This window comes from Flavobacterium palustre, assembly GCF_014639535.1.
Classification (GTDB): Bacteria; Bacteroidota; Bacteroidia; order Flavobacteriales; family Flavobacteriaceae; genus Flavobacterium; species Flavobacterium palustre.
Map to the genome: position 1 here is coordinate 192,673 of NZ_BMGA01000001.1, position 14,110 is coordinate 206,782.

Genomic DNA, 14,110 nt, shown 5'->3' on the forward strand with positions numbered 1-14,110 from the left:
TTAGTTTATCGCTTTTACAACCGCTTTTGGTGCTTCTTTACGAGTTCCGTCAAATCCATCAACTCCTGATACGGTTGTGTATTTCAATACATAACGTTTTCCAGGATTGATGATTTGGTAAGCTGCCTGACACATTAAAGTTGCTTCGTGGAAACCACAAAGGATTAACTTTAATTTCCCAGGATAAGTATTGATATCTCCGATAGCGAAGATTCCAGGAATATTGGTTTGGTAATCCAAAGCATTGTTTACTTTGATGGCATTTTTCTCGATTTCTAAGCCCCAGTTTCCGATAGGTCCTAATTTAGGAGTCAATCCGAAAAGTGGAATGAAATAATCACAAGGAATGTTACGGTGTGCACCGTTTTCCTCTAAATCTACTGATTCAACATGCTCTGCACCGTTGATTCCAACAACCTCTGCAGGAGTAATCAAATGAATTTTACCTTTATCTTTCAATTCCTGTACTTTTTCTACTGAATCCAAAGCACCACGGAATTCGTTACGACGGTGAACTAAAGTCACTTCAGAAGCTACATCAGCTAAGAAGATACTCCAATCCAAAGCAGAATCTCCACCTCCGGCAATAACTACACGTTTGTTTCTAAATTCTTCAGGATTTTTGATAAAGTATTTTACTCCTTTATTTTCGTAAAACTCGATATCCTCGATTAAAGGTTTTCTAGGTTCGAAACTTCCTAATCCACCAGCAATAGCAATTACTTTAGCATGGAATTCAGTTCCTTCATTAGAAGTTACAATAAAACTTCCGTCCTCTTGTTTTACAATAGTTTCAGCACGCTCTCCAAGTGTAAAACCCGGTTCAAACTGCTTAATTTGTTCCATTAAGTTATCCACTAAATCTCCAGCTAAAACTTCAGGAAATCCCGGAATATCATAGATAGGCTTTTTAGGATATAACTCCGCTAATTGTCCACCTGGTTGTGGCAATGCATCTAAGATGTGACATTTTAATTTTAACAATCCTGCTTCAAAAACGGCAAATAAACCAGTTGGACCGGCTCCTATTATAAGGATATCTGTTTCTATCATTTTTATTATTAATTATTTTTCTCCCCAGTTCCTCTTATTAATGAGAGGAATACTAAACAGAAAGCTTGTGTTATACTTATTTTATTTTCTTCAAAGAAACGAAAGCTCTATTTTGTTTTTAATGACAAATATCAGCTGTGCATTCTTTGTCTTATTCTTTATTTTTTAACGAAGCTGTGATTTCATTCATTTTTTGAACTTTTTCTTCAAAATCACCCTTCAATGTTTTGCGATAATCATTAAGGTTTTGTACCATTTGATTGATATCCTCAGGTATTACTTCCTCAAAAAACTCTCTCAAGCGCTTAGCAGTTGTAGGTGATTTTCCATTGGTTGAAATCGCAATTTTCACGTTTCCTTTAGTCACGATTCCCCCCAAATAATAATCGCACAAATCAGGTGTATCGGCAATATTGCATATCAAATATCTTTTTCGGGACAATTCATACACGCGTTTATTTACCTTAAAATCATCTGTACAGGCGATTACCATATGGCGCTTTTTCAGCATTTTTTTCTTGAATTTTTTATTAGTTAATTTCACAGCAGGATGTTTTTCTGCCAGAGTAACTAATTCATCAATAAAACGCGGCGCAACAACCTCAACCTTAGCATTAGGGCTCGATTTAAGCAAAAAAGACAGCTTTTCTAAACCTACATTTCCTCCACCTACAATAAGCACGCTAAGGTTATGCAGTTTTAAAAATATTGGATACAATTCATTGCGTTCCTCGCTATTTGAATCGTTACCAGCGGCATCTTTTATATCACTCATCTTTTCTTTTATTTATGCTTGAGCCAAATCTTGCTCTCTGTAAGCTTCTAATTTATTGAAAAACTCAACTGCTTGCTCAATGTATTGTTTTGCGAAAGCTTCAGTAGGCTCGTTTTTATTGATTTGGTAAACCAATTCTCTGAAAGAAGTAGCCAATTCAATTTTATTCCCTGCAACAAAAACAGTATCGAATGAATCAATAATTCCTGCGTGTGTATTTGTTTTTTCTTTTTCAGCAAGCAATAATGCTTTGGCACCATTTACAAAACCTGCATAAGCAAGGTAAATAGCATCTGACCATTTTTGCTCTTCTAATAATTCCTGAGCTACAGTAATTTTATCTTTAGCTTCGAATAATAAAGTAGCAACCAAGTCAATTACCACACCAGCACATTCTCCAACACCTACAGCTTTTACATAGTTATCGGCATTACCCCAATCCACGAAATCTTCTTCGGTAAGATTAGTAACATCAGCCAATGGTTTTAAGAATTCGTAGAAATATTTCTCTCCGTTAGCATCGTAATAATCTAAGAATTTAGCTCCGTTAGCATTTGCTTCAAAATCATTTAAGATTAAACGCAAAGCTTCAGGACCACGACGGCTAGGAATTTTGATCACTTTATCAGCAAAACGACCGTTTCCGTTTCCTAAAATTCCACCACCTAATAATACCTGTAAAGCCGGAGCAACTAATTTACCAGCGTTGATTGACATTCCCTGGAAACCAATTTCAGCCATGTTGTGTTGTCCACAAGCATTCATACAACCACTAATTTTGATTGCAATATCCTGGTTATTTGCAAATTGTGGGTATTCTGCTTTTAACACTCTTTCTAATTCATCAGCAATACCTGTACTACTTGCAATACCTAAGTTACAAGTATCAGTACCCGGACAAGCTGTAATATCTCCAATAGTATTGTACCCCAAAGCAACCATGTCTAATTTGGCTAACTCCTGGTAGAAGAATGGTAAATTTTCTTCTTTAATATTACGGATTACAATGTTTTGACGTAATGAAAAACGCAATTCATTAGCTCCGTAGTTTTTAATCAAATCAGCTAATAATCTTGCTTTGTCAATGTAAAAATCTCCTAAAAGTACTTTTACACCAATAGCTACATAACCCGCTTGTTTTTGAGCAATAACATTTGCTTTTTTCCAGGCTTCATAAGCCGCTACATCCTCAATAGTTACTGTTGGTACTTCTAATAAAGGCTCAGCAATTGGACCTTCAAAAGCAGTAGTATCAATTTCATAACTATGGAAAGGCAATGCTTTTTTCTCTTCTTCTACCAAACGTAAAAATTCATCACGACCTAAATCTTTGATTAAGAATTTCAAACGTGCTTTCAGACGTTTTGCTCTTTCACCATAACGGTCAAAAATACGAATTACACCTTCGGCAGTTGGGATAATTTGGTTTACCGGAATAAACTCAGAAAGCAATTCGGCGTGAGAAGGCTGAGAACCTAATCCACCACCTAACATCACTTTAAAACCTTTTTGTCCGTCTACAATTTTAGGAATGAATCCTAAATCGTGTAAATAACTCAAAGCAGAATCTTTTTCTGAAGAAGAAAATGAAATTTTGAATTTACGCCCCATTTCCTGACAGATTGGGTTACGCAACAAATATTGAAATAAACCGTGTGCATAAGGAGTCACATCAAATGGCTCATCAACATCTACACCTGCTAATTCACTTCCTGTAATATTACGCACTGTGTTTCCACAAGCTTCTCTCAATGTAATATCATCTTTAGCCAAATCAGCCCAAAGTTCAGGAGTTCTGTCTAAACTCACATAGTGAATTTGGATATCCTGACGTGTAGTAATGTGTAAACGACCCGTAGAATATTTTTCTGAGACATCGGTAATTCTTCTTAATTGCTCACTCGTTACTTTTCCGTAAGGCAATTTAATACGAATCATTTGTACGCCTTCCTGACGCTGACCGTAAATACCACGTGCTAAACGAAGACTACGAAAACGCTCGTCATCAATTTTTCCACCACGGAATAAATGTATCTTTTTTTCTAAATCGATAATCTCTTTTTGGACAATCGGATCCTCTATTTCTGTTCTAAAACTTTGCATCTTTCTTTTTTCTTTTTGCTATTAGTCATTAACTAATGCGTGTAATGGTTATTCTCATTTATTTGTATGAGGCTAAAAAGCCAAAGACTATCTAATAAACCCTACTCCTGCAGTTGTATTAGTATTAGGATCAATTAAGATGAATGCTCCATTTGACTTATTCTCTTCGTAAGTATCAAAATATAAAGCTTTGCTCAATTTAATAGTTACTTCACCAATTTCGTTAATAGCTAACTGAGAAGCTGGTGTAGTTCCTGAATAATCCGTAGCAATTACATTATTGATGCTATCCACCTTAGCTAAAACTCTGTTAGTATTATGTTGAACCAAATATTTAGTTCCGGCAACTAATTTTTTGCTATCCATCCAACAAACTGTTGTTGTGATTTCTTTTTCAATTTTTGGCAACTCGTTAGATTTCACAATCATATCTCCTCTGGTCACATTGATATCATTTTCTAATTCAATTGTGATTGAAGAACCGGCAACTGCTTCATCATATTGTTTATCAAAGAAGTGAATTTTAGTCACCACAGATTCTGTTAAAGAAGGTAAAACCGTAACAGCATCTCCCACTTTAATATTATTTCCGTTCAATTTTCCGGCGTATCCTCTAAAATCGTGGTATTCTTCGGTTTTAGGACGAATTACAGTTTGAACCGGGAAACGGGTTTTTCCATTATCATAAATATCTTTTGACTCTAAAGCTTCTAAATGCTGTAAGATTGTTTGTCCGGTGTACCAAGGCATTTTCCCTAATGATTCCACAACATTATCTCCAGTTAAAGCACTTAAAGGAATATAGCTTACATTTTGTTCTTTATAAGAACTCTTAGCATTCAATGCCTGGAAATCAGCTTTGATTTTATTGAAAACTTCTTCTGAATAATCCACTAAGTCCATTTTGTTGATTGCAACAATCACATCTTTTACTCTCAATAAGTTATTGATAAAAAAGTGACGATACGTTTGTTCAATTACCCCTTTACGAGCGTCAATCAAAATGATAGAAACCTGAGAAGTTGAAGCACCTGTAACCATGTTACGTGTATATTCCACGTGTCCCGGAGTATCAGCAATGATATAACTTTTCTTAGCTGTAGAAAAATAAATATGCGCTACGTCAATTGTAATCCCTTGTTCTCTCTCTGCAACTAATCCGTCAGTAGCCAAAGAAAAATCTAAATAATCATATCCTTTTTGCTTACTGCTTTTTTCAATTGCCTCTAATTTATCTGTAGTCAATGATTGTGTATCATACAACAATCTTCCGATTAATGTACTTTTTCCGTCATCTACACTTCCTGCTGTTGCTATTTTTAAAACTTCCATTCTAAATATTTTGTTTCAGATTTAAAGTTTCAGGTTCTTTCGAAACTTAAATCTGTATGTTTTTTTGATTCTTCTAACTTCTAACTCTTAACTTCTAACTTATTAAAAGTATCCTTGTTGTTTTCTTTTCTCCATCGCTGCTTCCGAACGTTTATCGTCAATACGCGCTCCACGCTCAGAAATAGTAGATTGTCTAATTTCACCAACAACTTCAGCAATAGTACCTGCATAAGATTCAACAGCAGCAGTACAACTCATATCTCCAACAGTTCTAAAACGAACTACTCTTTCTTCAATCTCCTCATCTTCATCCTGGTAAACAAATGGAGAGTGAGACCAAATCATTCCGTCTCTAACAAATACTTTACGAGTATGAGAGAAATAAATAGATGGAATTTCAATTTGCTCTTGTTCGATATAACTCCAAACATCTAATTCTGTCCAGTTTGAAATTGGGAACACACGAACATTTTGTCCTAATTCAATTTTTCCGTTCAATAAATCAAATAACTCAGGACGTTGATTTTTCTCATCCCATTGACCGAAATCGTCACGAACAGAGAAAATACGTTCTTTAGCTCTTGCTTTTTCTTCGTCACGACGCGCTCCACCAATACAAGCATCAAATTTAAATTCGTCGATAGCATCCAAAAGAGAGGTTGTTTGCAAACTGTTTCTACTTGCATAACGACCTGTTTCTTCAACTACTTTTCCCTGATCGATAGCATCCTGTACATTACGAACGATTAACTCTAATCCTAATTCAGCAACTAATTTGTCTCTGAATTCGATAGTCTCAGGAAAGTTATGACCTGTATCTACGTGCAACAATGGGAAAGGAATTTTAGCAGGAAAGAACGCTTTTTGCGCTAATCTCACTAAAGTAATAGAATCTTTTCCTCCTGAAAAAAGCAACACAGGTTTCTCAAATTGAGAAACAACTTCTCTAAATATGTAAATCGCTTCGCTTTCTAAAGCATTTGTTTTTAAAACTGAACTCATTTTTTTAATTTAAATATTAAAATTGAAAGACTAAAAGATTGCTAATTGCCTGTCTTTTCATCTACTCTCTTTATTCTCTTCTCTCTATTCTTTAATTATTTCCCGTGCAAACCACATTCCTTATGGCTTTGTTCCCAATACCATCTTCCTGCTCTGATATCTTCACCTTCTACAATGGCTCTGGTACATGGTGCACAACCAATACTTACGAATCCTTTTTTGTGTAAACTATTTTGTGGCACATTATGATCGTCAATATATTTTTGTACTTCTTCCAATGTCCATTTCAACAACGGATTGAATTTTACGATTGCAAAATTAGCATCATATTCAAACAAATGCAAATCGCTTCTGTTTTCTGATTGCTCCGCTCTTAAACCTGTAATCCAAATTTCATTCCCGACCAATGCTTTTTTCAAAGGTACCACCTTACGAATAAAACAACATTCTTTTCTGTTTTCAACTGATTCAAAGAAACTATTAGGTCCTTTTTTCTCTAACAATTCCTCTACCGCTTTAGCTTCAGGAAAATACACTTTAATCGGTGTTTTGTATTTTTTTTGTGTTCTGTGAAAAACATCATAAGTTTCCTGAAACAAACGTCCTGTATCTAAAGTGAAAATTTTTATCGCAGCACCGCTTTTTTCAATTAAATCAGTTATTACCTGATCCTCCTGACCAAAAGAAGTTGAAAAAACAACTTCACCTTTATATTCCTCAGCCAAAAAAGCAAAAGTTTCCTCAATGGAAAACCCTGCTGTTTTTTCTAATAACTCATTTACTACTGTTGCACTCATTGTATTCTTTTTTATTTCAAATCTATTACCCTATCGGTTTAGTAGATTACTGTGCAAAAATACTACTTATTTCTAAATTTCAAAACATATTTCAACTTTTTTATAATTATTAAGATATAAAACTACAGAATTAAAATACTAAAAATCAACAATTAACAAACAAAACCTACTTTTAAAACTAAAATTATTTAATAACTAAAAAAGTCAGCATCCTACTTTTTTAAATCCAGACTTTCTAAATTCACTTTTCAAACAAACATTTATAATAAAAAAATAAATTCTACTACATCTATAGGATTATTATAAAACAATTGTACTTTTGCAAAAAAATATTTTTTATGGATTTTGAAATTGGACTTATTGTTGCAGGTTTATTTGTTGGTTTTATAGTAGGTATGACCGGTGTAGGCGGAGGCTCGCTAATGACACCTATTTTGTTGTATTTTGGTATTCCGCCTACAAAGGCTGTTGGTACTGATTTACTATATGCTGCATTTACAAAAACCGGAGGAATCCTTGTACATCATAAAAAAAGAAATGTAAACTGGGTTATAACCGGCTGGCTTTCCCTGGGAAGTATTCCGGCAGCCTTATTCACTTTATGGATTTTAAACAACATAAAAACAGATGTTACCGCAATTAATACTGTGATAAAATACAGTTTAGGATGGGCACTATTATTTACTTCGGTAGCCATTTTATTCAAAAAGAAATTGCTTGACTTTTCTCAAAAACATGCCGGAGACAAATTCCACAGTGAAAGCAAAACACAAAACCTTTTAACTGTAGCTATCGGAGTTTTATTAGGAGCTACAGTAACTCTTACTTCAATTGGTGCCGGAGCATTAGGTACGGTTACATTATTCTTTTTGTACCCACTGTTACCAACCCCAAGACTGGTAGGAACGGAAATTGCTCATGCAGTTCCATTAACACTTGTAGCAGGGTTAGGACATGCTTCTATGGGAAATCTGGATTTAGTTTTACTAGGACAATTACTAATGGGATCACTTCCGGGAATTTACGTAGGCAGTATGCTGAGCGGAAAAGTACCTGACTTATTCCTTAGAAATGCAATTGCAGTAATGCTATTTTTTGTAGGATACAATTTGATATTCTAAATATCACAAAACAGAAAAATAGTAAAAGCCCCTTTCATTGTTCTTACAGCGAAAGGGGCTTTTAGATTTTATACGTTCTCAAAAAATTAAAACGCTATATCAGCCAAAGAGTTATTTTCCAAAACCATTAAGGTATTATCCCTAATCTCGGTCATTAAACGACGTGCTGCACAAGTCGCTTCATCTTCACAATCATCACATTTTTCATAAAAATTATGACTTGCACAAGGCAGTAAGGCAATAGGTCCTTCAAGAATGCGATAGACTTTTGCCATGCTGATTTCTTTAGGATCTTTAATCAAATAATAACCTCCGCCTTTTCCTTTTTTGGCTCCTAAAAAGCCCGAATTACGAAGTAGCAACAAAATACTCTCCAAAAACTTAATCGAAATATTTTCGCTCTTAGCAATATCTGCAATAGCAACAGGCGTTTGATCTTCCTGGCGCGCCAAATAAGTCAATGCTTTTATTCCGTATTTTGTCTTTTTAGAAATCATTTAAATGTTTATTGTAAAACGATTTTCGATATTAATAATTCATGTTCAAAAAACAAATCTACAATCAAAAATTGTCAATCAAAAATATTCTCCAACAATATCAATCCCTCAAACCAAAATAATTAAGAAAAAAATCACATTATTTTCTTGTTCTTATTTTTAAACCAAAAATAATCTTACATATATTTGTTTCAAAATTTAATCAAACCAAAATGAAAAAACTATTTTTAGCAGCATCTCTTGCCTTTTTTGGCGTAATCTCGGCACAAACAGAAAAAGGCTCATTTTTTATCAGCGGAAAAACTAATTTAGGTTTCACCTCCAATACTATAAAATACAAAGCTCAAGGACAAACCTTTGATGGTTCAAAAACAAATACTTTTACTATCTCGCCTAATGCTGGTTATTTTATTGTTGATAATTTAGCACTTGGATTAGCGTTAGATTACAAAACATCTACGACTAAAATAAAAGCCGGAACAGAAATTGAATCTCCTTACGATCCAACATTTACAAATGGAACTAAAGAAAAACAAACAACACTTTCTATCATTCCGAATGTAACCTATTTCTTTTCCGAAGGAAAAACAAGACCTTATTTAAATACAGGAGTCGGATTTGCAAATACTAAAAACAAGAATAATTACACAATGTATAATTCATCCGGAGACATTCTTTTTTCGAGCTCGGAAACCAAAAATGATGGTTTTGTTTGGACAGCTAATGGAGGTTTAATTTTCTTAATCACGGAAAATATAGCACTTGATTTAGGTTTAGGCTATACTAACTATTCATTCAAAAATGATGGTGTAAAAATAAATTCCGGTGCTTTTGTTGCAAATGCTGGTATCAGCGTATTTTTAAAATAAAAATGAACCAAACAAAAAAGGGTTAGCAAAACAAGCTAACCCTTTTATATTTATAAAGCCATCTTACTAAGAAAGCGCCTGCTCTAAATCGGCAATTACGTCTTTTACAGTTTCTAAACCTACAGAAACACGTACCAAACCTTCGGTAATACCAACCGCTAATTTTTCTTCGATTGATAACTTACTATGCGTTGTAGAAGCAGGATGCGTCACAATCGTTTTTGCATCTCCAATATTAGCCGAAAGTGAACATAATTTTATTTTATCCAAAAATGCTCTACCGGCTTCAATACCTCCTTTAATTTCAAAAGCAATAATGTTTCCTCCTAAAAGCATTTGCTTTTTAGCCACTTCATATTTAGGATGTGATTTCAGGAAAGGATATTTCACGCTGTTTACATTGGGGTGACTTTCCAAAAACTCGGCTACTTTCAACGCATTTTCACAATGTCTATCTACACGAATAGCCAAAGTTTCCATACTTTTAGACAACACCCAGGCATTGAATGGTGACATTGCCGGACCTGTATTTCTGGAGAAAAGATAAATCTGGCGAATCAAATCGGCTTGACCTACTGCAACTCCGCCTAAAACTCTTCCCTGACCATCCATCAACTTCGTTGCTGAATGTACCACAATGTGAGCACCATATTTTATAGGCTGCTGAATATAAGGCGTTGCAAAACAGTTATCCACAACCAAAATCAAATTGTGTTTTTTAGCAATCTCACCTAACAATTCCAAATCAATCACATCAACACCTGGATTTGTAGGTGTTTCAACATATAAAATTTTAGAATTCGGTTGAATAAAACTTTCAATTGTTTCCGGCTGATTAATATCAAAATAAGAAGTGGTAATATTCCATTTTGGAAAATAAGTCATAAACAACGCATGCGTAGAACCAAAAACACTTCCGGCAGAAACAATATGATCACCTGAACTTAACAAAGCCGCGAAAGTAGAATAGATCGCTGCCATTCCGGTAGCAAAAGCATAACCTGCTTCAGCTCCTTCCATAGCACAAACCTTATCTACAAACTCGGTCGTGTTTGGATTAGAAAAACGACTATAGATATTACGTACTTTTTCTTCCGTAAAAGAAGCTCTCATATCCTCAGCATCTTCAAAAACAAAACTTGAAGATAAAAACAAAGGAGTTGAGTGTTCCTGATATTGCGATCTGTCTATATGTGTACGTATTGCTTGGGTTTCAAAACCAAATTCTTGTTCGTCCATTTTTTTTTTATTTTTTAACACAAATTGCACAAATTAGCACAAATTCATATTGTTTTAAATTTCACTGACTAAACTATATGAAAAACCAGTTTAATCTTTATTTTTTATATTCTTAATTATTTCGCTAATTCTACTCCGTTCAAAATTACTTTGTAATGAATAGTCGCAGTAGGCTCTACCGTTTTAGAAACCGAGCAATATTTTTCAAAAGACAATTGCGCTGCTTTTGCCGCTTTGTCTTCTTTGATATTGCCTTCCAAAGAAAATACTACATAAATATTTTTGAAAGGTTTTGCTTCTCCTACCTGAACACGCTCTCCTTCTACCTCAGCTTTAAAAGAAGTAATTTCCTGACGTTGTTTTTTTAGAATCGAAATCATATCAATTCCGCTACATCCTGCAACCCCCATCAAAACTAATTCCATTGGGCTTGGCCCCATATCATTTCCTCCAAAATCAGGACGCGCATCTACATTTACTATATGTCCTCTTTCATTTTTCAATTGAAAGTGGAAGTTTTCGTTAACTCTGTCTAATGTTATTTTCATTGTGCTGTTTTTATTTTTTACCTTTTATTATCAAAGTTTAGTTCCTTTTATCGACAAAACCGATTTTATGGACTGTTCTTTCAAATGAAGAAACTTTTTTCGCTCTTCATCCTTCTTAAAATTCTCAAAATCTTCTTCAGAAGCAAACTCCACCAAATGAATTTCATAAGGTTTCTCTATATTGCTCTCAATATAATTCTTTTCATCCGGACGCACCCGAAATAATAATTGTCCGTTGTATCTCAAAATCGTTGGAATAGCAATATTTTCAAACTGCTGAAAAACCTCTTCCTGTCCTTCGATTACATATATGAATTGCGTTATAAATACCATTTGCTAAAATCTTATCCTTTATCGGACAATCTCAGGATATCTCCAAAAACACCTCTTGCCGTTACAGCAGAACCCGCTCCGGCTCCCTGAATTACAATAGGTCGGTCTCCGTAAGATTCCGTATAAATTTCAAAGAAAGAATCCGAACCTTTTAATCCGCCTAAAGCCGTATCTGAAGGAACCGAAACTAATTTCACTTCTAATATTCCTTTGTCATTCTGCAAATCACCTGATAATTCACCTATGTAACGCAGCACGTGATTTGGTTTTTGTTCCTCTTTTATCTTCGTATAAATTGGGTCGAACTCTTTTAATTTTGTCAGGAAATCAGCGGCACTTCCTTCTCGTAAATGCTCCGGAATTAAATTCTGAATAGCAATTTCTTCAAATTCATTTTGCAAGTCCAATTCTCTGGCCAAAATCAATAATTTTCTACCTACGTCATTTCCGCATAAATCCTCACGAGGATCCGGTTCGGTATAACCATTATCAATCGCTTCTTTCAAAATATCACTAAACGGAACGTCTTTAGCAGAGAAATTATTGAATAAATAACTCAATGTTCCAGAGAAAACACCTTTAATCTTAGTAATATTTTCACCCGAAAGATGTAATAATTTTATTGTATCAATCAACGGTAATCCCGCTCCCACATTGGTTTCGTACAAATAATTCTTTTGATTTTCTACCAATACCTTTCTCAGTTCTTTATAGAAACCATAACTCAACGTATTGGCTACTTTATTCGAGGAAATCAAATCAAATCCATTTTCAACCAATGGAATATAATTTTCTACAAATGCGGCACTGGCTGTGTTGTCCACCGCAATTAAATTCGCTAAATGATGCTCATTAGCATAAGCGATAACATCTTTGATTGTATATGAAAATCCATTCGTCTGGATTTCGTTTATCCAGTTTGGTGTTACGCCATCTTTATTCAGTAATACATTTTTAGAATTGGCAATAGCAAAAATATTAAGTTTAATATCCTTTCTTTTCTCTATAGCCTTAGCAGATTCTAAAATTTGATTAATCAAAGTTCCTCCCACTAATCCATGACCAAAAATGGCAATATTGATTTTTTTAGAAACTCCAAAAATCTCTCCGTGAATTACGTTTAAAGCTTTATTAAGTTCGTGTTTCTTAACAACCAAACTCACATTTTTACCCGTAACAGTATTATTGAATAAAATTGGAATAATTTTATTTCTAATTAAAGCGGTATAAGGCTTGTGAAACGTACTTAAATCCTGCCCGATAATTGAAATTACCGAAACATCATCGGTTACCGAAATTTTGTTGACATCCTTAGAATAAAAATCATTTTCGAATTCTTTTTCCAATTCTATCATTGCTTTAGTAGCCTGCGATTCGGCCACTACTAAACCAATCCCTCTTTCGGAAGATCCCTGAGAAATAATACTTACACTGATATTATTATCCCCCATTACTTTAAAAATACGGGCATCTACTCCTGTTTTTCCCAGTAATCCTCTACCTTCAAGATTTACTAAAGCCAGATTTTCTAAAACCGAAAGCGTTTTAATTCCACCGGATTTTGAAGTCGATGTAATTAATGTCCCTTCATTTTCATGATTGAAAGTATTTAATATTCGCAAAGGAATATTTTTCTCTATCAATGGAATGATGGTTTTAGCATGTAAAATGGTAGCTCCAAAATTAGCCAACTCATTCGCTTCATTAAAAGTCAAATGGTCAATTTTTTTTGCATCGGCTACTAAATCCGGATTAGCGGTATAAATCCCATCAACGTGGGTGTAATTCTGAAGTTCTTTGGCATTCAAATAATTTGCCAATAAAGAAGCCGTATAATTACTTCCGTTACGTCCTAAAGTAGTGGTAACATTATTAATATTGGAACCTATAAAACCGGTAACGATATTTACAAAATTGGCATTTTCTTTAAAATACTGAATGACATTTTTCTTGGAAACCTGTTCTAATGGTTGTGCGTCACCAAATTTTGAATCGGTTTTTAGAAAAATTCTGGAATCGGCAAACTTGGCATTGATTCCTTTTTCAATCAAAATTGCAGTCAATAATTTAGCCGAAAGCAATTCCCCAACCGAAAGAATTTGGTCTTTGATTTTTGAACTATAATCTCCTATCAAGCTTACACCTTCGTATAATTTATCCAAAACAGCAAATTCTTCAGACAAGTCCACTTTAGCATAATCATCCTGCTGGTATTGTTTGAATTTTTCAAGCAAAACTTTATAATCGCCGTTTTTAGCAGCTACTCCCAAAATTTCTTCCAGTTCATCGGTTGCATTTCCACGCGCCGAAACCACAACAGCAATTTCCTCTCCTTGATTTACTTTATCAGCTATTATAGAAACAACTTTATTGATTCCTTCACCATTCGATAAAGATTTACCTCCAAATTTTAATATTTTCATTTCAATTGTATTTTGTGT

Annotated in this window: 13 protein-coding genes; 2 read left to right on the top strand and 11 right to left on the bottom strand. The window is 34.3% G+C overall.

Features of this window, described 5'->3' with window-relative positions; genetic code table 11:
- The 6 genes from IEV84_RS00915 to IEV84_RS00940 all read right to left on the bottom strand — a co-directional run bounded on the left by IEV84_RS00915 (window position 1) and on the right by IEV84_RS00940 (window position 7,062).
- Window positions 1-1,053: an NAD(P)/FAD-dependent oxidoreductase gene (locus IEV84_RS00915; RefSeq protein WP_066328690.1), complete on the bottom strand. Its 1,053-nt coding sequence runs from the start codon at window positions 1,051-1,053 to the stop codon at window positions 1-3.
- A gap of 151 nt (window positions 1,054-1,204) precedes the next feature.
- Complete coding sequence (locus IEV84_RS00920; protein ID WP_188491531.1) at window positions 1,205-1,828, bottom strand: precorrin-2 dehydrogenase/sirohydrochlorin ferrochelatase family protein; 624 nt, start codon at window positions 1,826-1,828, stop codon at window positions 1,205-1,207.
- Between the two features lie 12 nt (window positions 1,829-1,840).
- Window positions 1,841-3,931, bottom strand: coding sequence for a ferredoxin-like domain-containing protein (locus IEV84_RS00925; RefSeq protein ID WP_188491532.1), 2,091 nt, complete (start codon window positions 3,929-3,931; stop codon window positions 1,841-1,843).
- An 87-nt stretch (window positions 3,932-4,018) separates the two neighbouring features.
- A complete protein-coding gene (locus tag IEV84_RS00930) occupies window positions 4,019-5,263 on the bottom strand; it encodes a sulfate adenylyltransferase subunit 1 (RefSeq protein WP_188491534.1) in 1,245 nt (414 codons plus the stop codon).
- 102 nt (window positions 5,264-5,365) lie between these two features.
- Window positions 5,366-6,265, bottom strand: coding sequence for a sulfate adenylyltransferase subunit CysD (gene cysD / locus IEV84_RS00935; RefSeq protein ID WP_188491536.1), 900 nt, complete (start codon window positions 6,263-6,265; stop codon window positions 5,366-5,368).
- Window positions 6,266-6,360: 95 nt separating this feature from the next.
- A complete protein-coding gene (locus IEV84_RS00940; RefSeq protein WP_188491538.1) occupies window positions 6,361-7,062 on the bottom strand; it encodes a phosphoadenylyl-sulfate reductase in 702 nt (233 codons plus the stop codon).
- Between the two features lie 338 nt (window positions 7,063-7,400).
- Between IEV84_RS00940 and IEV84_RS00945 the strand changes: the two genes are divergently transcribed.
- The gene (locus IEV84_RS00945) at window positions 7,401-8,183 is read left to right on the top strand and encodes a sulfite exporter TauE/SafE family protein (protein WP_188491540.1); all 783 of its coding nucleotides are present in this window, start codon (window positions 7,401-7,403) and stop codon (window positions 8,181-8,183) included.
- A gap of 86 nt (window positions 8,184-8,269) precedes the next feature.
- On the opposite strand, the gene IEV84_RS00950 is transcribed toward IEV84_RS00945, so the two are convergent.
- On the bottom strand, window positions 8,270-8,680 hold the full coding sequence (locus tag IEV84_RS00950; RefSeq protein ID WP_188491542.1) for an RrF2 family transcriptional regulator: 411 nt from the start codon (window positions 8,678-8,680) through the stop codon (window positions 8,270-8,272).
- Between the two features lie 212 nt (window positions 8,681-8,892).
- Here IEV84_RS00950 and IEV84_RS00955 point away from each other — a divergent pair, with 212 nt between their 5' ends.
- Window positions 8,893-9,549, top strand: coding sequence for an outer membrane protein (locus tag IEV84_RS00955; protein WP_188491544.1), 657 nt, complete (start codon window positions 8,893-8,895; stop codon window positions 9,547-9,549).
- Window positions 9,550-9,615: 66 nt separating this feature from the next.
- Here IEV84_RS00955 and IEV84_RS00960 read toward each other — a convergent pair whose 3' ends face one another.
- From IEV84_RS00960 to thrA, 4 genes are all read right to left on the bottom strand, one after another.
- Entirely contained in the window at window positions 9,616-10,788 is a 1,173-nt protein-coding gene (locus IEV84_RS00960) for a trans-sulfuration enzyme family protein (RefSeq protein WP_188491545.1), read from the bottom strand.
- A gap of 116 nt (window positions 10,789-10,904) precedes the next feature.
- Complete coding sequence (locus IEV84_RS00965) at window positions 10,905-11,336, bottom strand: OsmC family protein (protein ID WP_055094582.1); 432 nt, start codon at window positions 11,334-11,336, stop codon at window positions 10,905-10,907.
- A 30-nt stretch (window positions 11,337-11,366) separates the two neighbouring features.
- A complete protein-coding gene (locus IEV84_RS00970) occupies window positions 11,367-11,669 on the bottom strand; it encodes a DUF1330 domain-containing protein (protein WP_188491547.1) in 303 nt (100 codons plus the stop codon).
- Between the two features lie 11 nt (window positions 11,670-11,680).
- Window positions 11,681-14,092 (bottom strand): bifunctional aspartate kinase/homoserine dehydrogenase I, encoded by a 2,412-nt coding sequence (gene thrA, locus IEV84_RS00975; RefSeq protein ID WP_188491549.1) that lies wholly within the window; start codon window positions 14,090-14,092, stop codon window positions 11,681-11,683.
- Between the last annotated feature and the right edge of the window lie 18 nt (window positions 14,093-14,110).